Source organism: Mucilaginibacter sp. OK268, from assembly GCF_900103125.1.
Lineage (GTDB): Bacteria > Bacteroidota > Bacteroidia > Sphingobacteriales > Sphingobacteriaceae > Mucilaginibacter.
In genome coordinates, this window is record NZ_FNJV01000002.1 from 38545 (window position 1) to 62935 (window position 24391).

General features: G+C 43.4%; 22 protein-coding genes. 9 read left to right on the plus strand and 13 right to left on the minus strand.

Translation table 11 applies throughout. From position 1 onward, the window contains the following. Window positions 1-132: 132 nt before the first annotated feature. From BLR84_RS05995 to BLR84_RS29940, 3 genes are all read right to left on the minus strand, one after another. A complete protein-coding gene (locus BLR84_RS05995) occupies window positions 133-1269 on the minus strand; it encodes a FecR family protein (protein WP_090465958.1) in 1137 nt (378 codons plus the stop codon). 248 nt (window positions 1270-1517) lie between these two features. After that, window positions 1518-2105: an RNA polymerase sigma factor gene (locus BLR84_RS06000; protein WP_090465960.1), complete on the minus strand. Its 588-nt coding sequence runs from the start codon at window positions 2103-2105 to the stop codon at window positions 1518-1520. A gap of 296 nt (window positions 2106-2401) precedes the next feature. Beyond that, complete coding sequence (locus BLR84_RS29940; protein WP_176851965.1) at window positions 2402-2554, minus strand: hypothetical protein; 153 nt, start codon at window positions 2552-2554, stop codon at window positions 2402-2404. A 1025-nt stretch (window positions 2555-3579) separates the two neighbouring features. On the opposite strand from BLR84_RS29940, the gene BLR84_RS06015 reads away from it, so the two are divergent. The 6 genes from BLR84_RS06015 to BLR84_RS06040 all read left to right on the plus strand — a co-directional run bounded on the left by BLR84_RS06015 (window position 3580) and on the right by BLR84_RS06040 (window position 10864). Further along, on the plus strand, window positions 3580-4143 hold the full coding sequence (locus BLR84_RS06015) for an ester cyclase (RefSeq protein ID WP_218128227.1): 564 nt from the start codon (window positions 3580-3582) through the stop codon (window positions 4141-4143). A 51-nt stretch (window positions 4144-4194) separates the two neighbouring features. Then, window positions 4195-5019 (plus strand): 4,5-DOPA-extradiol-dioxygenase, encoded by an 825-nt coding sequence (gene ygiD, locus BLR84_RS06020; RefSeq protein ID WP_090465968.1) that lies wholly within the window; start codon window positions 4195-4197, stop codon window positions 5017-5019. Between the two features lie 23 nt (window positions 5020-5042). After that, window positions 5043-5723, plus strand: coding sequence for an alpha/beta hydrolase (locus BLR84_RS06025; RefSeq protein WP_176851966.1), 681 nt, complete (start codon window positions 5043-5045; stop codon window positions 5721-5723). A gap of 196 nt (window positions 5724-5919) precedes the next feature. Continuing rightward, window positions 5920-7533: a pyrroloquinoline quinone-dependent dehydrogenase gene (locus BLR84_RS06030; protein WP_176851967.1), complete on the plus strand. Its 1614-nt coding sequence runs from the start codon at window positions 5920-5922 to the stop codon at window positions 7531-7533. Window positions 7534-7759: 226 nt separating this feature from the next. Then, the gene (locus BLR84_RS06035; protein ID WP_176851968.1) at window positions 7760-10036 is read left to right on the plus strand and encodes a TonB-dependent siderophore receptor; all 2277 of its coding nucleotides are present in this window, start codon (window positions 7760-7762) and stop codon (window positions 10034-10036) included. A 321-nt stretch (window positions 10037-10357) separates the two neighbouring features. Further along, window positions 10358-10864, plus strand: a complete 507-nt coding sequence (locus tag BLR84_RS06040; protein WP_176851969.1) for a Crp/Fnr family transcriptional regulator — start codon at window positions 10358-10360, stop codon at window positions 10862-10864. Between the two features lie 18 nt (window positions 10865-10882). On the opposite strand, the gene BLR84_RS06045 is transcribed toward BLR84_RS06040, so the two are convergent. The 7 genes from BLR84_RS06045 to BLR84_RS06070 all read right to left on the minus strand — a co-directional run bounded on the left by BLR84_RS06045 (window position 10883) and on the right by BLR84_RS06070 (window position 18598). Next, window positions 10883-11260, minus strand: coding sequence for a response regulator (locus BLR84_RS06045; RefSeq protein ID WP_090465984.1), 378 nt, complete (start codon window positions 11258-11260; stop codon window positions 10883-10885). A gap of 171 nt (window positions 11261-11431) precedes the next feature. Beyond that, window positions 11432-14560 (minus strand): efflux RND transporter permease subunit, encoded by a 3129-nt coding sequence (locus BLR84_RS06050; RefSeq protein ID WP_090465987.1) that lies wholly within the window; start codon window positions 14558-14560, stop codon window positions 11432-11434. Beyond that, window positions 14535-14696: a hypothetical protein gene (locus BLR84_RS29945; RefSeq protein WP_176851970.1), complete on the minus strand. Its 162-nt coding sequence runs from the start codon at window positions 14694-14696 to the stop codon at window positions 14535-14537. Before BLR84_RS29945 ends, BLR84_RS06050 begins: the two co-directional genes overlap by 26 nt. Before the next feature lie 8 nt (window positions 14697-14704). After that, window positions 14705-15763, minus strand: coding sequence for an efflux RND transporter periplasmic adaptor subunit (locus BLR84_RS06055; protein ID WP_090465990.1), 1059 nt, complete (start codon window positions 15761-15763; stop codon window positions 14705-14707). Further along, entirely contained in the window at window positions 15753-17108 is a 1356-nt protein-coding gene (locus BLR84_RS06060) for a TolC family protein (RefSeq protein ID WP_090465993.1), read from the minus strand. Before BLR84_RS06060 ends, BLR84_RS06055 begins: the two co-directional genes overlap by 11 nt. Before the next feature lie 45 nt (window positions 17109-17153). Beyond that, the gene (locus BLR84_RS06065) at window positions 17154-18143 is read right to left on the minus strand and encodes a hypothetical protein (RefSeq protein ID WP_090465996.1); all 990 of its coding nucleotides are present in this window, start codon (window positions 18141-18143) and stop codon (window positions 17154-17156) included. 2 nt (window positions 18144-18145) lie between these two features. After that, complete coding sequence (locus BLR84_RS06070) at window positions 18146-18598, minus strand: hypothetical protein (protein ID WP_143013841.1); 453 nt, start codon at window positions 18596-18598, stop codon at window positions 18146-18148. A 256-nt stretch (window positions 18599-18854) separates the two neighbouring features. Between BLR84_RS06070 and BLR84_RS06075 the strand changes: the two genes are divergently transcribed. Beyond that, entirely contained in the window at window positions 18855-19640 is a 786-nt protein-coding gene (locus BLR84_RS06075; RefSeq protein ID WP_218128229.1) for an alpha/beta fold hydrolase, read from the plus strand. Here BLR84_RS06075 and BLR84_RS29950 read toward each other — a convergent pair. Then, a complete protein-coding gene (locus tag BLR84_RS29950; protein WP_176851971.1) occupies window positions 19621-19785 on the minus strand; it encodes a hypothetical protein in 165 nt (54 codons plus the stop codon). The two genes, BLR84_RS06075 and BLR84_RS29950, sit on opposite strands and share 20 nt — an antisense overlap. A gap of 16 nt (window positions 19786-19801) precedes the next feature. On the opposite strand from BLR84_RS29950, the gene BLR84_RS06080 reads away from it, so the two are divergent. Further along, window positions 19802-20884, plus strand: a complete 1083-nt coding sequence (locus BLR84_RS06080) for a sensor histidine kinase (protein WP_176851972.1) — start codon at window positions 19802-19804, stop codon at window positions 20882-20884. Beyond that, window positions 20881-21606, plus strand: coding sequence for a LytR/AlgR family response regulator transcription factor (locus BLR84_RS06085; protein WP_090466001.1), 726 nt, complete (start codon window positions 20881-20883; stop codon window positions 21604-21606). The genes BLR84_RS06080 and BLR84_RS06085 overlap by 4 nt, the downstream gene beginning before the upstream one ends. 326 nt (window positions 21607-21932) lie before the next feature. Here the strand turns inward: BLR84_RS06085 and BLR84_RS06090 are convergent, their stop codons facing one another. Both BLR84_RS06090 and BLR84_RS06095 read right to left on the minus strand, forming a co-directional pair. Further along, window positions 21933-23063 (minus strand): TlpA disulfide reductase family protein, encoded by a 1131-nt coding sequence (locus BLR84_RS06090; RefSeq protein WP_090466003.1) that lies wholly within the window; start codon window positions 23061-23063, stop codon window positions 21933-21935. Between the two features lie 124 nt (window positions 23064-23187). Next, window positions 23188-24291: a TlpA family protein disulfide reductase gene (locus BLR84_RS06095; protein WP_090466005.1), complete on the minus strand. Its 1104-nt coding sequence runs from the start codon at window positions 24289-24291 to the stop codon at window positions 23188-23190. Window positions 24292-24391: the final 100 nt, after the last annotated feature.

Sequence of the window (24391 nt, forward strand, 5' to 3'; positions counted from 1 at the left end):
CCCTGGGCGGAAGATGGTTAACCTGAACTTTGGCCGGAGGTGTTAGCGCACTTTCGGCCTTTGTTGATTATCCTTGAAGTTTTTGTAGTTATGTCTTCATAGGCAGTTCTATTTATGAGTTATTGTTTGTATTTATGGTTTTATGATAATTCTCTTGCCACTGAGTTGCACATGGAGGTCCTGGAATTCAAGTACCCTTAACAGATCGGTAAGTTGTACCCGGCGCGAAATTCCACCTGAGAATTTGCGACTTGAAGGAGCTCCCTGGTAAATTATGTCTACGTCATACCAACGAGACACCTGGCGCATAATCTCTTCTATTGTTTTTCCTTGGAATGACGTCTGTCCGTTCTTCCAGGCTATTACCTCACCTACATCTGCCTTTAGTACTGAAATTGCTTGCGATTTGCCGACAACTGCCTGATAACCTGGCTTGAGAATTACCGTAGTTTCATTTGTGACTATTCTCACGCTCCCATCAACCAAGGTAGTTTTCGTGGCAGTTTCCTCCGGATAAGCATCGACATTAAAAGTTGTTCCTATATCTTCCAGCGTCATACCGGCTACTTTGATCTTAAAAGGTTGCTTCGCATGATGTGCTACTTCAAAATATGCCTGCCCAGTTAATTCAACTACCCTATCTGGCCCTGTGAAGGCTACCGGATAACGAATCGTTGAAGCCGCGTCAAGCATAACCCGCGTCCCATCCGGTAATATAATCTGAGGCCACTGCGCGCCTCTTGGCGTACTCAATGTATTATACTGTACTATGCCGGAAGATTGCGAACTCCCCTGGTAAATGATTTGACCTTGCGGGGTTTTAAGGATCACCGTTTTTTGTTGCGTGGCCACTTGCCCGTTTGAAGCATCCGTTAAACTGATCTGCTTGCCATTGGCCAGGGTCAGGACCGCTTTGTTACGGCCGGGAACAATCGTTTCTTTTTGGGTAGCCGTAGTTTGCTGCCTCTTAACATCAGGCAACAGATAATAGCCGCCAATGGATAAGCCTATAAGCAGCAAGGCGGCTGCGGCAATACGTGGCCAAAGCAATTTCCTGATCTCCCGGTGCTTGACGGGTGTCTTTTGTTCAAGTGATAAAATCAATGGTAAAGTCTGATTCATCTTTGCCTCCAAGTCGGCTGGATAATTTAAATCGCTTTTATTTCGAGCATAATTAATATACCAGGATTCCAACAGTCCTTTTTCGCGTGGAGAGGCAATGCCATCTTGATATTTTTCAATTAAGTCTTTAATTTCCTGACTTGTCATGCTTCCTATGGGTATTAATAACAGTAAGGCACTTAACAAAAGCCTTTAGGGGACAATACATCAAAAAAAAACATCTATTTTGATCAAGCGCATTGAAATTGTGAAAATTTCGATATATGCGGAGATAAATTCTGCAATTATTAAAAAAAGACCTACAAAAACACAGTAAATAATTCGTTAAAACTACCATGAGTTAAAATCCGGCATTTTATCGAATTAAATCAATCGAATTTCAAATTAAAGTTCTCCTACCGGAGCAAATGAATAAAAACCATTAATACATAAGGCCGGTCCTTTAATTTCACGCGCAGAATTTTCAAGGCCCGCTTTACCTGTTCTCGCACCGTACTTTCTGATATATTCAATTTTTCCGCAATCTGTTTATGGGATAACAGCTCCTTGCGGCTCAGATTAAAAACTTCCCGCATCCTCAATGGCATCCGGTCAATTTCAGATTCAATCTCGTTCACCAGTTCCTGATACCGCAGTTCATCTTCAACCTGGTAATACCCCTCTTCTATAAAGACGGACAAATCTTTAAGATAGTCCGACTTAACTTTTTCCCGACGGATCAGGTTAAAAACATGATTTCGTATCGCGCTGTATAAATAGGATGAAATCGACCCAGTTAAACGGATCGATGACGCATTTTGCCAGAACCAGGCGAATGTTTCCTGCACCACATCTCCTGCCAATTCCTCATCATCAAGCATCCGGTAAACGTGGAGATATAATAAAGGCCAGTATTGCTTATAAAGCAATGTAAACGCGTGGTGATCCCCGTCAGCTATACTAGCCAATAATTCACGTTCATTAACTGGGGAATTTAAAGCCATCTCGATCACAACATCGTTTTAAATTACAAAAAGACAATTCAATATTAAGTAATCTTTATGAAAATACTAACAGGATGTCGTTTTTCTCGTGTTTCTGAATTAAAAGACGATAAATATTTAAACAACCATCCCTCTAAATTGGCAAATTCCGGCACTACCTTCACAATATTATGTAATTCATCAATGTGTTGCTGGATTTTCTGGTCATCATATCGTTTGTTCGCCATTTCGACAAGGGCAGCTATCGTTCCAGTGTGCCCCAATACAGAGCTCCATAGAGTTTTTTTGGAACTCGGCTATACCGTTTCAGCAATATTTATTTCCACTATACCCTTACCGCCATCAGGACTGTACCTGTGTTCAGTCTGAGCACTCAGCCAGATAGATACACTTAACCGGCTGGCCAGTGATGGCTGATTTGCTTCCTTTGTGGCGTGGTAAAGTTGCACCTACAGGTTCCAGTTCAACATCAAATCTATCTGGGCAAAGTTTAAACTCCGGTCAATAGTGGAATCTTTCATTTTGGCATCATCTTTTTCAAGGAGATGCCTTGTTACTAGCAGGTGATAGCCCTACGTCTTTAGGTGCGTTTTTAGAAAGTTATTTTGCATTCACCGGAAAATTATATTCAAGTTACAACTATCTTAAACAAAAATCAGGAGCTTACCGGGAGTACTGCAACATTGCCACAGGGCTAGCGGTTACATTGTGGAACGGATAACCGGTATGAACTATATGAATACAGTATGCAGATCACTTTCAAGCCCCTAAAATAAAAAACACATGGCTGGTTTCTTTCTGAGACCCGTCTATCAAAACGTGCCACGCAAAAGATAAAACTGGTGACACTTTAAAACTGATACCTTTTTATAGTGTCCCTACTTATTGGAATGGAGGCATGCGTATCTCTGCATCAGAATTGGCAAGGTTCTTTATCGCAATTACTTGGCGGCGCAAAGTCCGTCTTAAAGAAATCCTTAGTTGACAACATGGCGCGTTTACAGTTCATCGCAGACCATAAACCTGAAAATACCAATTTAGCAAAGAAAAACAACGGGCTTTTGGGCCACAAAGGATGGCAGCGCCGAAATTAGTTATGGCGATACTGTGAATATTCTGGAATCGTTGAGCACTCATTCCAGAATTACAAACGATAAGTTCCGGAACACGTTGACAATATTAATTTATTGATTGTTGATGCCAATTCTATGGGTAACAAACACAATTCGGCGCTCTGAAACGCACGGAATAGAGGCCAGGACATCCGAAATATCCATTTAACGGATGATGTACGACATGCTTACTCGAAGAGCACGACGTTATTTCCATTTTTGGGAGCACGCTCACCCCTCCTAAGATTACCCGAAATCTTAACCTATGTTAAGGTTATTTCTTACCATACATCAAATGAGAATGGTGAATTAAAGGCCAGTTTTGTGATGTCCAATAAGACAAAAACTTAAACATCAAAAAAATGAAAAATTTGACAAGAATTGCAGCCATGTTATTATTGATGGTGAGCGCCGGTACTTTATCCGTAAAAGCACAATCAAAACAGGAAATCGCTAAAATGCAGCAACAGTTAAAACAACTGACAGCAGCCGACAAACTGGTTCAACGACACCTGAAAACATTTGACACATTGGATTATACCGTCTTCAGTGGTCAGCAGTGGGCACGCTTCCACGAAAGCCATGGCACAAATATCAAAGTATTCTGGCCGGATGGTCATATAACCACTGGCCTGGCCAAACATATCGAAGACATGAAAGCTTTGTTTGTTTATGCGCCTGATACCCGTATCAAGCAGCACCCTATCCGTTTCGGTTCAGGAAGCTTTACAGCCGTTACCGGCGTTTTCGAAGGTACTTTTACCAAACCTATGCCTATTGGCAATGGTAAATTCATCCAACCGACCGGTAAAAAATTCAATATCCCAATGGCTACCATCGGAATCTGGAAAGATGGCGTAATGACCGAAGAACATTTGTTTTGGGACAACAAGGCTTACCTTGACCAAATTGGTCTTGGCAAATAATCAGCATACGCCGCAGGCATACCAAATGGTGTGCCTGCTTAAATTAAACATATGAAATTGCAGGAACTGGCAACTATTGCCGGGAATTTTCCATTGAGGGAAAAAACTATGCCCTTGTTATTTATCGGTCATGGTCATCCGATGAATGCCTTATGGGATAATGATTTCACACGGACACTGACCAAACTTGGTCAAAGCTTAGATAAACCAAGTGCCGTGTTGGTTATATCAGCACATTGGGAAACTGTTGGCACCTATGTGAGTGTTAATCCGGCACCACGTACCATCCATGACTTTGGCGGGTTCCCCGATGAACTGTTTCGTGTTAAATACGAACCGCAGGGGCACCCTGAATTGGCCCGGGAATTAAAATCACTCGTGTCGCTTACTGATGTGATGGAAGATCATGATATGGGCCTTGACCATGGCGCATGGACAGTATTAAAATTTATCTGGCCGGAAGCTGACGTGCCGGTATTTGAGATGAGTATGGACTATTCAAAAGATGCGGCCTTCCACTTCCGGTTAGGCGAACAGCTGAAAGCGCTGCGGCGCAGGGGCGTACTCATTCTTTGCAGCGGAAATATCGTGCATAACCTCCGAATGATTGTTTGGCGGGACATCGATGCCCAACCGTACGATTGGAATTTTGAATTTGACGGATTTGTTAAGGAGCAATTAGAGCATCGGAACTTCGACGCTTTGATTAACTACGATAAAGCAGGTTTAGCAGCACGAATGTCTATTCCAACCAATGATCACTACCTGCCTTTGATGTATGCGATAGGATTAATCGAAAAAAGCGAACCGATAAAACACATCTACGAAGGCTACCAGTTCGGCAGTTTGAGTATGCGCTGTTTTCAGGCAGGGTAATTATTATTAAATATATTATGATAATGGAAATTAAAACAGATGCCCTGAAGGGCGAAGAGCTGATGCTCATATATAAGATTCGTGAGGCAGAATTATCAGAAAAAAAGGCAGGGTTAATTCTTTTATTGCATGGAATTGGCAGCAATGAAGAAGACCTTTTTAGGTTAGCAAACCAATTTCCGCCTGATTTTGTAATTGTTTCGGCGAGAGCGCCTTATACGATTTCTCCCGGAAAGTACACCTGGTTCGAATTAGGATTCAGCAACGGCGAACGGGTAATTAATGCTGAACAAGCTGAAAAGAGCCGCCTGGTAATCAATACATTTATCAGCCAGTTGGTCGACAAATATGATATTGACCAAAAAAAAGTTTTCCTCGGCGGTTTCAGCCAGGGCGGTATCATGTCTTATAGTGTTGGTCTTACTTTCCCTAAAAAATTGGCGGGAATATTCATTTTAAGCAGCCGTCTGTTACCGGAAGTTAAGCCGCTGATCAGGCCGGGTGAAGAATTGCAAAGCTTGCCGATATTCATAGCCCATGGGAAAAACGATCCCGTATTGCCTTTAACCTATGCGACTGATGCACTCGCTTATCTGCAAACTTTAACCAACAACATTACCTATCACGAATATGATATGGTCCATACCGTGGGTGAAAAGGAACTTGCTGACCTGGTTGATTGGATATTTGCCAAAAGTCTATAAACTGCGGTATAATTTTCTGAGTGCGTTCGACTCTGCTTTTCAACAACTTGATAAATTCTTTTGATTTGAAAAATGTCGGCTCTAACAAAGCTATCGTTTGATTTCCAGTAAAATATTCACGAAAACAAAAACCTAAAAAACGATGATCACAAATATCATCGGCTTTAAGAGTATTCTTAATTTAAAAAACAATATCATGAAAACAACAAAAAACCTTTTTTCACAGGGCATGCTTTCAATTGCCTTTGTTGGTGGGCTTTTAAGCAATGTCCATGCACAAACAGCTGGATCAGGTGATTGGGCATCTTACAACCGTACATTAGCTGGTGACCGCTACTCACCGCTCAATCAAATTAATGCCACAAACGTAGCAAGCCTGAAACTGGTTGGTTCTTTTGATCTGCAAACAGATATCAATAGCTTCCAAACCGGCCCGCTGGTCGTTAGTGGCATTATGTATTTCACAACAAACAGGTTTACCTACGCGGTTAATGCGGCTACAGGAAACCTGGTTTGGAAAAGAGAACGCTCAAATGCGGCAACTGCAGGTTATGGTGCAAACAGAGGTGTTGCTTACCTTGATGGTAAATTATTTCGTGGCACTTCAGACTCTCATGTTCTGGGAATGAATGCCAAAGATGGTTCAATACTTTGGGATGTGAAATTAGACGTATCCGGTCAGCCTGGCGTAGCAATTCCAATGGCGCCAATTGCTTACAAAGGAATGGTTTTCGTAGGAACAGCGGGAGGTGATTTAGTTGGAGTTACGGGGCACGTTTATGCCTTGGATGCCAGTGATGGTCACGTAATCTGGAAATTCAATACAATTACAAATTATGCCGATAATCCTAAAACTTCTACAGGGATTCCGGTTTCGGGTGGCGGTTATTGGACATCTTTCGGATTGGATGAAACTACAGGGATATTATATGCTCCGGCCGGAAATCCTGCACCGGATTTTGACATCGAAGCCAGAGGAGAAGATCTGAAGTACTTTAACCATTTAATTGCTTTGGACATCAAAACAGGAAAAGTTATAGCCTCAAAACAATTGGTGAAAAATGATATCCATGATTGGGATGTTTCTGCTCCTCCCGTAGTTTTCACAACTAAAGAAGGTAGAAAATTAGTGGCTTCTGCAAATAAAAACGGTTTGCTATCCGTATTGGATATTGCCGGAATTACCAATGACCCAAATGGAGCTGAAAAAACTATTCCCTTGATTTACGAAGTACCTACAACTACCCGTATCAATACAGATGTGGCACTTTCTCGTGAGTTTTTTACATATTTTAAACCAGGCTATTTAGGGGGGAATGAATGGAATGGCCCTGCTTACGATCCGCAAACCAACATTATCTATACCGGTGCGGATGACTGGGGGTTGAAAGCGAAATTAGCTCCTTTGGATAGTGTAAAAAATCGAATTCCTGCGCCTGGCTCTAATTGGTTTGGGACTAAAGATTTGGTAACTGATGACCCCAAGTTGGCTACGGGATGGCTAACAGCTTTTGATGCAAAAGATGGTTCTGAAAAGTGGAAATACCATACTACCGGGCCTATCCTGGCAGGTGTTACGCCAACCGCGGGTGGTTTGGTCTTTACTGCTTCAATGAATGGCGAAGTGTATGCGTTTGATGCTGCGACCGGAAAAATCCTTTGGAAAGGCACTACAAACCTCATTAACGGTGGCGGTGTGATTACGTATTCCGTTAACGGTAAACAATATTTGGCAGTAGCTGCTGGTATGAAATCAGACCTTTGGTTTGGCACAGCCAAGAACAGCAAAATATTTATTTACAGTTTGTAATACCAGATAAAGATCCCCCGGGAATATATTTCCGGGGGATCTTTTTTAAACAGTCATTAAGCAACAACTATAATGCTGCAAAATGAGACAAGAATAGTGCACGGCCAATTACCTTATGACTTTCGCTAAACACATTACTATCACAAACATTTTTATAAGAAAAACACAATGTTTATACTTTATATTGTTGTTTGTCTTATCACCTTTTTTTTCCTTTTCACAAAATTTGGTTGGTAAAATAACCGGAAAAGTATATGATGAGTACGGCTCGCCGCTAAGTTCCGTTGCTGTAAAGCTGATTAAATCAAAGAAAGTGACAACAACCAATGCAGAGGGTACTTTTTCTTTCTATGCTTTGCCTTTAAAGGCTGATACACTTGAAATTCATTATATACCTGCATTCATTTTTAAAATACAAATTCTACCCTTGGATGGAGGAATGCTTAACCTGGGCACATTGACGCTTAGATATAAAACAGAAGAGTTGTCGACAGTGGAAGTAAAAGGTCGTGTTCCACTAACGTACAAAAGTGACTATACTTTTTTAGGTACAAAAACACAAACCTCATTAAAGGATGTCCCTCAATCCATATCTACTGTTACAAAAGAACTGATCGCCGATAAGATGCAATATTCATTAAAAGATATTGCTACCGATATAGCCGGGGTAAACCAATACTCAGGTTTTGATGAATACACCATCCGTGGCTTTCGGGCAGAAAATGCCCGTTCTATCAATGGGCTGCGTGGCTATAACAGTACTTACACAAGTCCGATGCTTGTAAATATAGAAAGAGTGGAGGTGTTGAAAGGACCGGCAGGTACACTTTATGGCAATAGTGATCCCGGCGGAAGCATTAACTTAGTAACCAAAAAGCCTTTAAAAACTAACCGTGGCGATGTGAGTATTACTGGCGGTACATGGGATCATTTTCGCGTATTGGCAGATATTACTGGTCCGGTTACTAAAGATGAAGAATTGTTGTATCGTTTCAATGCGGGCTATGATAACACCAAATCTTTTCGCAATTCCTTTTTTTCGAAGTCGTATGAACTGGCACCATCTATTTCTTATTTTCCAAATGATAAACTGAAGTTTAATATTGATTTTTCGTTTTCGCACATCAACACTTTGCTTGACAGGGGTACGCCAGGATTTGAGGATGATGCAACATTGAAAACTACACCAATTAGTCTGATGGTAAACCAACCTGGCGATTATTTAAAGGAAACCGATATTGCCACTAATATTTCCGCCTCTTACAAAATAAATAAAAACATCAGCTTTAATAGTGGCTACCTTAATTATATTTCCCGGCAAAATGTAGCTGAGCACGGCTTTCAAAGCTATATTACTCCTGATTCAATCAACCTATATTATACAGACTGGACTTACAACACAGCAACTAATAGTTTAACTAACTATTTTAATTTTAACTTTAATACAGGCAAGTTAAAACATCAACTATTGGTAGGTTATGATTACATAAAAAGCACTGTAAACATCAAACAAAACAACTATGAACTGCCCAATCAGTTTGGATTAGGAAACGGTATAGTAGGCACATTTAGTTTGAGTAATCCTCAATATCCTCAGCCGCAAAAAGGCAACTATCAACTTAGTGATAGTGACGGTGGAGTCAACGAGGTAGATGCCGAAGTTTATGCTACGCAAGGTGTTTATGTGCAGGAGCAACTCACTTACGGTAAATGGAAATTATTGGCGGGGTTAAGGAGAGAATTTTATGAAGGTGGCAGTGATGAATCTGTCTGGTTGCCCAAAATCGGTCTTACTTACACGTTATCACCTCAGATAAGCATTTATGGCACTTACAACAGAGGCTTCGACCCTTTTGAAGCATCTGGAAGTCTGCAATTTTTTGATAAACCGTTTATCCCTATCGTCAGCAATTTGCTGGAAGCCGGAGCCAAAACGACCTTATTTAAAGATAGGTTAGCCGCTACTGTAGCCTTATATCAGCTCACGGTGCAAAATGTGGCAACCAATGCCAACATACCCTCCAACCCTAATTTATATGTACAAAATGGCGAAGATAGAGCAAGAGGTGTAGAAACAGAAATCAGCGGAAACATACTGCCTAACTTTTCAGTCAGTGTAACCTATGCCTATAACGTAACCAAGATCAACAAAAGCGACGTACCTTCTCAAGTAGGTATCATTAAAGATAATGCACCACAACACAGTAGCAACAGTTGGCTTAAGTACACGTTTACCAATGGTACACTTCATAATTTATCCATTTTGATTGGGCATTCGCAAGTGAGCAGCCGCAATACATTGGATGCGGATATTACGCTACCCGGTTATATCATTTTCAATGGTGGTTTGCAGTATAAATACAAACATATCGGCTTTTCCATAAACCTGAATAATATTACAAACAAAACGTATTGGGCAAGTGCCTATGGTAGCGTCAATAAATGGGCCGGTGCACCACAAAACTTTATGGCAGGGTTATGGTATCATTTTGATCAAAAATGATCAACATAACATAGATGATGGTCAACTATTATTAATGACAGCTTGACTTAATGCCTTTCCTGCCATGGTCATGCAATAGTTAATTTTACGCAAATGACGCGCTTGCCTATTTACAACCGCTGATCGATAATAGCTTATAAACAATACCATGTGGTGCACACAGTGGGTGACAAAGAACTTGCTGGCCTCGTTTATTGGATATTAACCAAAAGTCTATAAATTGCGGTATAATTTTCCTCCATGCGCTCAACTCTCCTATTCAATAACTTTAATAAATACGCCCCAATAAAGGAGACTGATTTTGAACGGATCGAAAGCATAATGGCAAAAAAATTCGTCAAGAAAAGAAGGTCTTTATTAACAGAAGGAGACGTGAGCCGCTACATTTATTTTATTGAAAAAGGAGCTCTTCGCTCGTTTACCATTGATAAAGAGGGTACAGAGCATGTTATCCAACTTGGACTCGAAGGTCATTGGATAGCAGACCTTTCGAGCTTTATTACGCAGGTGCCGGGAAATATCAGCATCGAAGCAATTGAAGACAGCGAGGTCTTGCTTTTACCACATCGCGAATTGGAATTATTATATAATGAGGTGCCTGCCCTTGAACGGTATTTTCGTCACTTATACCAGCGCGCTTATGTGGGCCTGCAACAGCGGCTGAATACCGCGGTGAGCCTTAATGCAGAGGATCGTTACAGGATGCTGATCCATGATTTCCCCCAGGTTGCTGCTCGTGTACCGCTTATATATGTGGCATCTTTCCTGGGTATTACCCCGGAAAGTTTAAGCCGGATCAGGAAACAGCTTTTTCATGAGCGGGCCTAATCTATATCTGTTCAAAGATTATTCTTCCTGATTCCTTTCAGGAAGTGCTTTTTTCAATAAACCGGGAAGTTCATTTATTTCAAAAGGTATAGAAATAAAACTATCCGCGTAATGATCAAATGAGTTTTGCGCAGAACGTTTTAAAGTTGAAAATAAGATTACCGGAATGGTTTCGGTGGACTCATTGCTCTTCAGATAGTTGTATATCATCTTGCTGTCTTCACCCCACAGCTGAACATTCAGTAAAAAAACATCCGGCAAATTTAAGGAATCCAATAGAAGCAGGCTTAAAAGCTCGGTACTCCCGTATCCCTCGTACCCTATGCCTTCAAGAAAAACAGACATCAGCTCTATAAACGCGCCGTCATCATGGGCTATATATATTTTTTTCCTCATCGCATTTTTCAATGTATGTCTATATAGTTGAATGATTTTTGTTTGAATTGTCCGCTCCCTCAATTCCTGACAGCGGCAATACGCATGAATAAACGTCGTGGATAGCGGATCCAAACATAGCCTTTACGATTAAAATCTGATGCTGGCTGCTCCCCGGGGAATCGCCCAGCATCAATGATCACTCAACTCAATCCGGCTAAGCTCAGCCTGTTCCTTTTTTTTGAATTTCATAGCCAGTTTATCAATGATCAGGTACATTGCCGGCACAACAAACAATGTCAGGATCATAGAGCTGGTCAATCCACCGATGATCACCCAGGCCATACCGTTTTTGATCTCGGAGCCAGCACCACTGGCAATAGCAATAGGGAGCATACCAAAGATCATAGCCAGCGTGGTCATCAGGATGGGCCGTAAACGCTCTTTACCTGCTTCGATCAATGCTTGCTTAGCGCTCCGCCCTTCCGCTTTAAGCTGATTGGTAAAATCAACGATGAGGATAGCATTTTTAGACACCAGGCCCAATAGCATGATCACCCCGATGATCGAAAAGATGTTCAGCGTTTCCATGGCAAGCGCCAGGGCCAGCAAAGCGCCGATCAAGGCCACCGGTATGGAGAATAATACCACAAAGGGATAGATCACACTTTCATAAAGCGCCACCATAATGAGGTAAACCAGGACGATAGCAATAATGAGCGCGAGCCCCAGGCTACCAAAGGCATCTGCCTGGTTCTTTACATCACCAAGATACTCCACGGCGATCCCTTCGGGAAGCTTGATTTTTGCCGCTTTTATTTTGATCTCACTGGCGACTGTGCCGGTTGGCCTGCCTGCAACATTGGCGTTGACCGTAATGGACCCCATCCGGTCGCTTCGCTGTAAAACACTTTCACCCAAGCCGTCCCTGACTTCAGCAAACTGGCTCAGCACAAAAGCCTCGCCGTCATTATTGATGAAAGAAAGATTTCTCAGATCGTTAATATTAGACCGGTCATAACGATCCAGGCTGATCAGGATGTCATACTCATTGCCAGATTGTTTGAACTTGCTCTTACTGTTGCCACTGAAGGCATTCTGTAAAGCGCCGCCAACCTGGCTGGCGTTGATGCCCAGCAAGGTCATTTTATCACGGTTCAGCTTCACCTCCACCTGCGGCTTCCTGTCTTTGACCGAAAGCTGTACGAACTTGGTTCCGGGTATGGTTGCCACCATGTTCCGGTACTGCTCGGCCACGCTTCGCACGGCTTCCCGGTCTACTCCTTTGATAGCGATCTGTATAGGCGCAGAACTGGCGTTACCGGTGATAGAGGTTGATGATGCGGTCACTTTAACACCGGCAATAGCAGCGCTTAGTTTTTGCTGTATGATAATGCCGAACTCATCGGCAGTCATACTCCGCTCTTTGCGGTCTTTCAGGCTCACTGTGAGCTCAGCCCTGTTCGCGTTGTTACCAGTTCCGACTACACCACCGCTCACAAACCCAATGCTGGAAAAAACCTTGTCAACCTCAGGCTGCTCCATGATCATCTTTTCTACCTGCTGCGTTACCATATTGGTTTGATAGATGGACGCTGCCGGTTCTAGTTCAAGATTGATCAGTAATTCGCCCTGATCACTCGAAGGGATAAATGACGCGCCGATAAAGCCTTTACCGACCAGCATAAGCGAACCAATAATGAGTACAATTACTCCCGACAGCAACCAGCGTTTCCTGTGCAACACCACTTCCAGTATCTTGCCATAGCTTTCTTTTATGATGTCAATCACATGCTCGAAGCCCAGGTTTATACGTCCCCATAGGGTGTCTTTCGTCAGGCGCTCCAGCCTGCCAAAACGACTGGCCAGCAATGGCGTTACCGTGAATGACACGAACAGGCTCATGAGCGTGGAAATGACTACCACCAGGGAAAACTCCCGCAATATAGAACCGATCATACCGCCCGACAATGCCAGCGGCAGGAACACCACAACGTCCACCAGCGTAATCGCCATCGCAGTAAAACCGATCTCGTTACGACCATCCAGCGCGGCCTTCCGGCGTTCAGACCCAATCTCCAAATGCCGGTAAATATTCTCCAGCACGACAATGGAATCATCGACCAGGATGCCGACTACCAGCGACATAGCCATCAGCGTCATCAGGTTGAGGGAGAAACCCAGGAAATACATCGCGATGAAGGTTGGAATGATGGATGAAGGCAGCGCGATCATCACAAACATGGAACTGCGGAAACTGTGCAGAAAGGCTAACATCACCACCCCCACAATCACAACGGCAAGGCCAAGATCTTCCATTACCGCGTTGGCCGAGCGAAGGGTATAGGTAGACTGATCGCTCGACACGGTAAAGTGAATGCCCTGGGCCTTATACTGGCTTTCCAGGCGGCTGAACATCGCTTTTACGCCTTTACTCACATTCACCGCATTGGCATCTGTCTGTTTGATTACCTGTATACCAACGGATGGCAAGCCATTGATATGATTGATGGCCGTTACTTTTGCCGTCGCGTCAACCACCTCGGCAATATCCTTCAGATAGATACTGCCACCGCCCGGTTGTTGTTTCACAATGAGGTCGCGGATCTGGCTGACGGAGGCCACATTGGCATCAAACTGAATAGATACCTGCTGATTTTGGGTTTCAATCCTACCCGCAGGGAAGGATTTATTCGCGTTATTGATAACATCGCTTACCTGGGTAATGCCCAGCCCGTAAGCCCTTAATTTTCCCTGATCAATATTCACCTGTATCTCCCGCTCGTCGCCGCCAATAATATTGATCTGCCCCACTCCGCTCACATTCTGAAGCATGGGGCGAAAATCCTGATCTACCAGGTCATATAATGCTTTGGGCGCAAGCGTTGAAGTGACACCTGCACGAATAACGGGCGTTTCTTCCAGGTTGATCTTATTGACTATTGGGCGGTCAATATCATCCGGCAGGTCATTTTGTGCCTGATCGGCCTTCCGCTGAATGTCGCGCTCAGCCTGGTCCACATTTGTTCCGCCTTTTAGCTGGACCGCGATCTGCGACACGCCTTCCTGTGAGGTTGAACTGATCTTATCCAGGCCTTCTACCGAGGCGAAAGCGTCTTCCAGTTTTTTGGTTACGGAAGTTTCGACCTCGGCTGCCGAGGCGCCCGGGTACACGGTACTCACAGAGACAGTGGCTACCTCGATATTGGGCAGAAGTTTATAGTTGAGTTTGGAATAGCTCAGTGCCCCGAACAGGAAGAGTACGGTGAAGATGACGATGATGAATAAGGGCCGTTTAACGGCAATCTCTGCTATTGACATGTACCGGTGTTTTAGTTTGTAAAATGGATCGTAGGATCTTTATTTTTAAATAGGTTTGTAAAACGATCAGCAGCACAATGATGCCAACAATAATAGTCGACCGGGATGGCCTGCCTTGTTGATCATTTGACACCATGCCGGTAGCTAATTGGAAATACTTACCGGCGTACCATCCTTCAAATTGATCTGGCCAGATGTTACCACCTGATCACCGGCTTTCAGGCCGCTGGTCACCGTAATCATACCGCCCATTTCGGCTCCTGTTTGAATACTTTTCTGCCTGGCAATGCCATTTTCAACTACATAAACCGAGGCATTCTTAATACTTTCAGTCAGTGCCTCACGCGGGATGACCAGCACCCGTTGAGATGTCTTTTCAGAGAAATCGGCATAAACAAAAGTTCCGGAACGCAGTATGGCTTTTTGCGAGTTATCGATTTGTATTTCTACCAGGTAATTATGGGTCTGATCCGCCTGCGGACTAATAAAGGTTACCGTACCGGCAAACATCTTACCGGGATAAACGTCGGTGGTTATTTTAACCTTCTGCCCCTGCGCAATCTGGTAAACCTCGGCCTCCGTCAGGTTCACCTGCACCTTAGCTCTTGATAGATTGACGATGGTAGCTATCTCCGCACCTGCGTTTACAAAAACACCTTCTTCAACGGGCCTGGCAGATATAATGCCGCTGGTTGGTGCCTTGATGGAAGCATCAGCCAGGTTCTTACGCGCCTGGCCGGCCTGGTTCACGGCATTTGAATAATCTTGCCGAATGTTGTTAACCTGCTCCTGTGTAGCGGCTTTACCCTGCAACAGCTCCGTATAAGTGTTCAGGTCGTTACGCAGTTTGGCTACACTTGTTTCCGCTTTTTGTAACTCCAGTTGCTGGCTGCGGGTATCCGTCAGGGCAAGAACCTGTCCTTCGCTCACCTGGTCACCTAGTTTAAATCGCACCTGTAATAAGGTGCCACCAGTTTTGGCAAGGGCTTTGGCTTCTTTAAAAGGTGCCAGATTACCGGTCTTCACCATACTGATCTCCAGTAACTGCTCTTTAGCGGTAGCTGCTTTAACCGGGATGAGGACCGCGGTGGCAGGTGCCGGCTTGTTTTTTTCGTCCAGTTTCTTCTTATTGGATGTAAGCCGGAATACGATTAGCGCCGCTATCGCTAAAAGGGCTGTAAGTACAATGTATTTAGTTTTCATGTGCTGATGATAAGCCGGAGTAAAAGGTTTTTAATGTGCCGCCAGCTTTTTCAAGGTCAATACGGGCCTGAAAAAAGGTGTACAGCGAGTTGAGGTAATTATTTTGTGCTTCTTTTAATGAGTTCTGTGCGTTCAGCCAGTCGGTAAGGTCGGTAGTACCTTTCTGTAACTGCAGGTCGGTAGTGCTGAATACCGATTGTGCCAGTGCTATATTACGGCGGTTATTCTCTACGTTGCTTTGTTCTTTAAGTACTTTGGTTCGTGCGTTCTCGTAGTCCAAATGGTATTTATCTTCATCGAGCTTTAGGTTCTCTTGCGCGTTTAAGCGTTTATATTTGGCCTGGCTATATTGTGCATTACGTTTGAAGAAATCAAACAGCGGGATGTTCAGTTTAAGGCCTATCGCTGAATAGGGTGACATGCCGGAAAAGGCTGGCCCAAGCCGGTCGCCGAAACCGAGTAGACCATGTTGTGCATAAGCGGTCAGTTTAGGGAGAGCCCCCGCCTTGATCCGGCTCTCGTCGATCTCCAATAGCTTCGCATTTACCTGCGAAATACGATAGTCGGTACGGTTATCTGCCGTAAATGTTTGGTTATTGGCAAGCGCCGGGGCAACAGGTATAAACACATCGCTGGCAGCTGTACTGTCAATAGCCAGCGCACTATTAATCGGGTATCCCATCTCATACTTGAGCTGATTTTCAGCAAGGGTGAGATTACTCTCCGCCACCTGTATCTGCGATTGGGCGTTATTATAGTCAACAGTTACTTTATCCGCATCCTTTTGCAGGGCCGTGCCTTTTTTTACCCGGAGGGAAATAATTCCCATTTGCCCCCTATAGGTTTCCTGATTAGCTTTTAACAGGTTGAGCTGCTCCCGGTAAACGAATATCTGCGAATAAGCCGTACTGATGTTATAAATGATGGTTTCGTCATTCTGGCGTTGGTTCAGCACAGCCTGCTGAGCATTATATTTATTCGCTTTTAAACCGGTAAGCAATGACTGATCATAAATGGTTTGATCAACGCGTGCCACGTGATTGGTGTTAAATTGCTTGGTAAAAGCAACCCGCAAGTCGTTTGGGCCAAAAATCCCGGCAGGGATGACCGATACCTGAACTTTCAGGTTATCGTCCAGCGTACTGGTAACCCCTATGCTGGGCAGATAAGCGGCCAGCGCTTCTCTGGCTTTGGCATCGGCGATTTTCTTTTCATTGGCATATACGGCATTACTCCGGTTATTTTTCAGGCCGTAATCAATACAGGTTTTAAGCGACCAGACGGACTGGGCGGGCAACCGGAAAGGCAGGAACGCCAGTAATAGAAATAAAATATTTTTGTTCATGATACACCGGTTTGATGGCAGCCGCTGGCGTTTAAGGGTTGATGACTATCGTTTTTTCCTCGCAAAGGGGTTGAAGGAAATCCCAACGTTGAAATACCCTGAAGGGCTGGCCTTTGCCTGAAAAATCGGGTCATTATAAGATTGGTTACGATCGAATATCCGGGGCGACAGACTGGTCTTCAATCCGCCTTTCAGAGTCAGGATAAGGTAGTTAAAAACCAGGTGCTCATAGATCAGTCCATTATTGAGATCGACCTGATTAAACTCAAAGGTCCTTCCCGACTTGTCCAAATTATACAGGTAGAAACTGGTGCGATCCAGTTCCGTTCCCAAGGTGATTCTGCCATTCCGGAATACCTGTTTCCGGATAAATATATTCCTGGGCAGTGTAATATCCGCGACCAAGCCATTGTCGAAGCGGTGTTCGTAAGTGAATATAGGAAGTATTGGTACTTGTGAACTTGGGTCAATATTGACAACAAAACCGACACCGAGTTTTGTGGTCGCATTAGCCTTTAACAGCATTGTTGCAGCAAACAGGCCCCGAACCCGCTCGAACTGTTTTTCACTTCCGTCTATACTTACATTGCTGGAGAATATAGTTGTTTTATCAAACAGTTTTGATACGTAAGCCAGGTTTAAGGCCGAATTATGGTATTGAAAGTTCTCATTCACAGAACTGGTAAGTCCTGAAACAGGTTCATTCAGGGCGGCGGTAAGCGAAGTTAAACGATAGGTAAACGAGGTCCCCAGTATCCAGTGTTTCGATCTGATGAAATTGATGTTGGCACTTGCCCTGGCTTGTGTCCAGTTCGTTACCCTGCCTGCGGGTAATGCTTCGCCCCGTAAAGTCGAAGTGAAATTATAGGGTCCGGAGCCTGAAAATTCAAAATTGAAGGTTCTGGTTTCAGGAAATTTATTGGCGGCATAAGCCACCACTTTTTTGGTGGTTACACTGTCTTGTATTTGCGCGAAACCGGTTTTTGACAGGATCAATGCCGCGACGGTGAGCAGGAGCTTGTTCGTGGTTTTCATAATTACTTAATGACTTGGATTATTGATTGAAAAAAATCGAAAAGGAATATCTTATCGAAAGTTGAGGATAGCTGATGTACTTTTACCAGATCGAGAAAAAAGGGTTTGCGCTGTGTGATATCTCTGGCTACCAAAACCAGCCATAACTCTGAAACATCCTGCGTGTCAGGATCGGTTGCATCACCGGCAACAGGTTCTTCCTGGTGCGTTGTCAGGTTTAGCGGCAACTGGAGATCACAAAAAGCGATGCCCGTTCTGGTTCCGGCATCCTCCATAACATATACAGGATGACGCTGCCAGCCGGCAATATGCATCGACGGCCGGTAACATTGAACGAAGTGACATAAATAGGCCAGTTCTGTAAATCTTCCGCATTGGCTGTCCGCAGACATACCAGGTGCGTAAGTTGCATTTACAGCTAACGTTTTCCATATTTTAAGATCGTTCGTATTCATGATTTAGCGCAAAGAAAGGCACTAAAACACTGCTGAATTTGGTTTTTATACTAAACCCCCTGTATTTTCTACCAAACCCCGGTTTGTCCGATTTCACCGGCATAAGAAATCACGAGCCTGGTGTAATTTCACCATCCATTGTAGAAAACAGGACGCTGAGCTTCTGATTCAGTACCAAATTATTGGCTATTTTTGGAGCGGCAGTCCTGTCTGTTGACCTTACCGCAGGAAGGCCCGATTTAAACCGGTATATTTAATGACAGGGAACAAACGCGGTATGCTGATGAACATCAACGGGAAAAATCTTTATGTGGCGTTTCAGAACACTTATAAAAATGCCCCCGTAATTGTATTTCTTCACGACTCTTTGGGTTGTGCAGCGCTCTGGAGGGATCTGCCTCAAAAGCTGGCAGAAGCAACACAATGTAATGTATTGGTGTATGACCGCTTAGGTTATGGTCAGTCTGAACCAATGAGTTCTTACCAAAGGCCGGTTAATTATTTGGAATTAGAGGCAGACGTATTAAATGATCTGCTGAATACATTGGACATCAATGATGCAATTCTGTTTGGCCATAGTGACGGCGGTTCCATTGCCCTGATTGCCGCAAGCAAATATGCAATACGGATAAAGGCGGTGATCTGTGAAGCCGCGCATATTTTTGTAGAGGATGTGACGTTAAAAGGAATTTATAAAGCGATAGAGGTATATAAGCACACTGATCTGGCCAGGCGCCTGCAAAAACATCACGGTAATAAAACGGATACTATTTTTAAAGCATGGACAGAAACCTGGATGGGAATCGACTACAGAGATTGGAATATTGAGCACTTTTTACCGGGTATTCATTGCCCGCTTTTGTTTATTCAGGGAGAAACCGATGAATATGGCACATTGAAACAGGTGGAAAAAACAATAAGCGGGGTAAGCGGTAAGGCTGAAAAGTATATTATTCCGGCTGTAGGTCATACGCCTCATAAAGAGGCCGCCGGATTAACTTTCAACGCAGCAAAAGGGTTTATCAAAAAAATGTATGCATAACCGGAACTTTATTGACGGTATCTGCCACCCACTCCCCTGCTTTTTCTGCTAAACGCTGTTTTGCCGGGTCTTTTGTAGAAGAAATCATGGGCTTGGTATAAATTTCACCTTCTGCCGGGCGGAATATCCTATTTTTGGTAAACATCTAACATGTAGTATCATTGAACCAACATACAGATACATTCAAAAATGAAAAGGCTATCAGCCTATTGATCGGTGAGCGTTTCCGGCTGTTAAGGCACGTCATTTTTTTAATTGTCCTCCTTCTTTTCTTTATCAGCACTAAACAGATCCCCGTAAGTCCCGGGGCATTCAAATATGCCCGCGTGACTTTTATCTACCTTGGTTTTGTAGCGATGTTTTATCTGAATATGTATGTGCTGGTGCCTTTGTTTTTTTTTAAAGCGCGCTATTTTCTATACCTGTTTTTATTGGCGGTCACGGTCATCAGTATACTATTGTTAGTTTCCCGGTTCCTGGATCAGTATTCACCGTTGCCAGGGAATGATCATGACGCGCTTCCCAGCGACCACGATAGTATCGGCCTTTATACCGGCAGTGTAATTTCCATCGCACTTATCCTGCTGACCACCACATTTAAACTTTTCGGCCGTTGGATCAAAGACAAGGAACAGATTGCCGAATTAAATAATTTAACCCTAACAATGGAGCTGAACGAGCTGCGAAACCAGATCAATCCTCACTTCCTGTTCAACATGCTGAACAACGTAAAGGCGCTGATCCGTATCGATCCGGAAAAAGCGACTATCGTTATTATGAAACTTTCCGAATTTTTAAGGTACCAGTTATACGAGAACGGCGAGGCGAAAACTTCTTTGCAATCAGAACTGGATTTTCTTTCTAACCTGGCGGAATTAGAAAAGATACGCCGTGATAAACTTTCGGTTACCCTAGAGGCAGCAATCCCCCCGGGGCGCCTGAAAAATATCTTTTTGCCGCCAAACCTATTTACCACGTTCCTGGAAAATGCCATCAAATACAGTGTGGATATGACGGAAGAGCCGGAAAATATCCGCATTAATATCTCCGTTAAAGACGGAAATCTTTATTTCACGTGCCGTAATTCCAAAGGCCCGGATATCTGGCCCGCTGACCGTAAAAACAGCGGCCTCGGGCTGGCCAACATCAAACGGCGGCTCGAATTGTTATATCAGGATGATTTTATGCTGAAGATATCTTCAACGAATGAAGAATATTTTGTAGATTTAATCATACCCTTATGAATTGTATCATTGTAGACGACGAGCCCCTGGCCAGGGATGAAATGGAAATATTGATCAGGGAAGTTTCATCCCTTGAAGTGCTGAAGAAATTCTCCAATGCATTTGCAGCTATGGAATACCTGGCTAAAAACGAAGTCGATTTGCTGTTCCTCGATATCGAAATGCCCGGTTTGAACGGCGTTGATTTCGCAGCCAGTATCCCGGGAAAAAGCCTGACCATCTTTACTACAGCCTATCCCCAGTATGCGCTCCGGAGCTATGAGCTTGATGCTATTGATTATTTGCTGAAGCCCATTGACAAAGCCCGTCTGGAGAAAGCGATCCGCAAAGCAGAAATGTACAACAAGCTATTGTCTGACGATACTGCGAAGACCACCGTAGAGTCGAATACTAACGACTTTTTTTTTATCAGATCAGAACGAAGGACCTATAAACTTAACTTCACGGATATTCTTTACATAGAAGGGCTAAAAGACTATGCGGTCATCTACACGCAAAATCAAAAATTGATTACTGCCATGAATATCAAAACCATCCATCAAAAAATACCGCAGCGTTTATTTTTCAGAGTAAGCAAATCTTTTGTTGTAAATATGGAACAGGTTACTTCATATGATAATCATGCTGTATATATGGGGGAAACGGAAATTCCGCTTGGAGAAATCTACCGGACTGATTTCGTCAAAAAATATGTTGAGGGACATCTTGATTCAGAGCTCTAAAATTGCTGTTTGTTAACCAAACATGAACGCGGGCTTTTAGTCCAAAAAAAGAGGCTGTATTATAAGCCATTTTAGCGTTTAAGTCATCATATTAATTCTTTAAGCAAGTCATCTCTTAATAAAAACGGCAATTTCCAAATCTGGAATTGCCGTTTTTGTATTAATCTTTATATTATTTTGGGGCTATCAACATTCAATTTTGTTCTATAATTATATTTTTTGACTTACGAAACAGACTCTTAGGCAGCCCATTCAGACAAAAATATGAACCACATCCAAATTGTTTTGAATTATCTTTTAACCGGGTTCCTTTTTTGTAAAATTGATCAGTTAAACAGCTCGTCGAGCTTTTTCTGTAGTTCGGGACCGTGAAGGTTCTTTGCAATGATAATTCCGTTTGGATCAACAAGGAAATTCGATGGGATGGCATGGATTCCATATGCTTTCATTGCGCCCCCGTCAATATTGGCCGGGGAAAGCAACTGAGTCCAGGGCATGCCGTCATCTTTTATGGCTTTTATCCATTTACCTTTATCTTTTTCAAAATCTATCGATATACCTACAACAGTAAAATTTTTTGTTTTATAAGCATTGTAAGCTTTTAAAACATTGGGGTTTTCTGCACGGCACGGATGGCACCATGATGCCCAAAAATCGACCAGTACATATTTACCTTTAATGTCTTTGAGCTTAACGATCTTGCCTGATGTGTCAGGCTGGGCAAATACCGGTGCCCTGGAACCCACATCTGTTGCTTTTGATCCCAAAATCACCGCATTGATAATCTTGCCATTATAACTTTCCTTCAATTCAGGATCAAGTGTGCCCCAAAGCTCATCCACTTTTTCAACTACAACATAAGGTCCCATCAATTCGGTTATGGCCTCGATGCTGAAATAGGACTTAGGGTGAGATCGCACATAAGCCTTAAGCAGTTCATCTCGCTTTATGGTTGTTTCGTCAATCTTTGCCTTGAGCTCAGCAGCTCTTGGCAGCACCTTTCTATCAGCGGCTTTAATTTTAACGTATTCGTCCCAAAGTGGTTTCCGCTCCTTCGCAATCACCTCCAAAGGAGCCATAAAACTTTCATATGCTGAATTTATTGCAGAACCTACCACCCTTGCTGTCGAAATAGAATCCTTTGCAACAATTTTAAAACTGCCGGGTTCAATGTATATACTCTTAGAATCGCGCCAGGCCTGTTTGATATCTGTTGCCCGCGTAGGCTTAAAAGTAAAGTAGGCTCGTTGAATACCCGAAACTTTCCCTTTAAACTCAAATCTGCCATTGATTACAGGGGTGCTGTCTGCAACATTAATCCCGCGTTCATTATAATTGTAATGAACCTTACCGTCCATATCTTTTTTGACAAATGATCCCTCGATCACAAACTCTTTCCTCTGTGCATAGAGCGACATCGGAAACAGGGTAATCAGCAGTATAATAATCTTTTTCATGTGGTATTTTTTAATCTATAGACTTTTTTTAATAACTAATAATTTGTGGTAGATCGGCATCGCTGCAGATGAGTGAGCAAATGCCCTATGAAATGCCAGGACGTTATCCCAGGATGCCCGTCCATTATTCCAGGACCTGCTTTAACTTAACCGTTAGCGCATCTCCCCTAAGGTCTTTCGCAAGAATCTTTCCTGAAGGGTCGACCAGGAAACTGGAAGGGATATTTTTTATACCGAAATAGGTCATCAGCTCGAAACTCTTGCTGCCTGATCCCCGAACCTGCACCCAGGGTAACTGATCTTCTTTTAAGGCCTTCACCCATTTGTCTTCCTTTTCATCGCAGGAGACTGATAATATCGTAAAGTTTTTATCCTTAAACGTTTGATACGCTGTTAGTAAATTGGGGGTTTCTGCCCTGCATGGCGCACACCAGCTTGCCCAAAAGTCGACCAGGACGAACTTTCCCCTGTAATCTGCGAGACGAATCGTTTTCCCAGCCGGGTCATTAAATGCAAAATCCTGCATTTCTCTTCCAATTGAACCATTTTGCATGGCTGATAACTGCGCCTGGATCATTCGACCCTTAACGGTGGTTCTCATAGCTGGTTGTAAGTTTTCAAACAGGCGTTTAGCCTTGTCATATGCTCCTGTATTGGCAATTTTAAGCAGGAGTTCCAGACTCAAATAGCTTCCCGGATGCTGTTCTACGTAATTGTCGTTCTCTGTAACAAAGTATTGGCGATAATAGGTTTCCGCCTGATTTTTCAATTCCGGCACTTCCGATGCGGCTGCCGATTTTAACAGTTCTTTTGCATGGCTATACTTTGCGTAAATATTTGCCATTTGAGTGCAATACTGTACATACTCGCTTTGTGTATTTGACCCTGTGACCGACATCTCCTTAAAAGTGGCTGGCGTAGCCGCGTCTCCGCTCAACTTTTGTTCTCCGGGTTCTGCGAATAGCATGAATGACATTTTTGATTTGCCTACCGGCATGATCACGTTTACAGCTGTTGTTTCTGTCCATGAGGATAGCCATTCGAATTGACCATTATGAACGGGTATTTTAACCTTTTCCTGCTTCGATTTCACAGAAGCATAAATCAGCAGGATCGAATCAGCATTGAGATTTTTGACATCCCCTGTTATCTTTAACTGGCCGAAGGCAAATGCCGGCAGCACAAGCAGCATAACGCATAATATCGTGTATGATTTTTTGTAGTTCATTACTTGAATTTTATTTGGTCCCGCTTGTCTCAAAATGAATGCTGACCCATTGGCTGGTCAGCATTCAGGATCAGCATCGGTGATGTTCGCGGATAGCAGC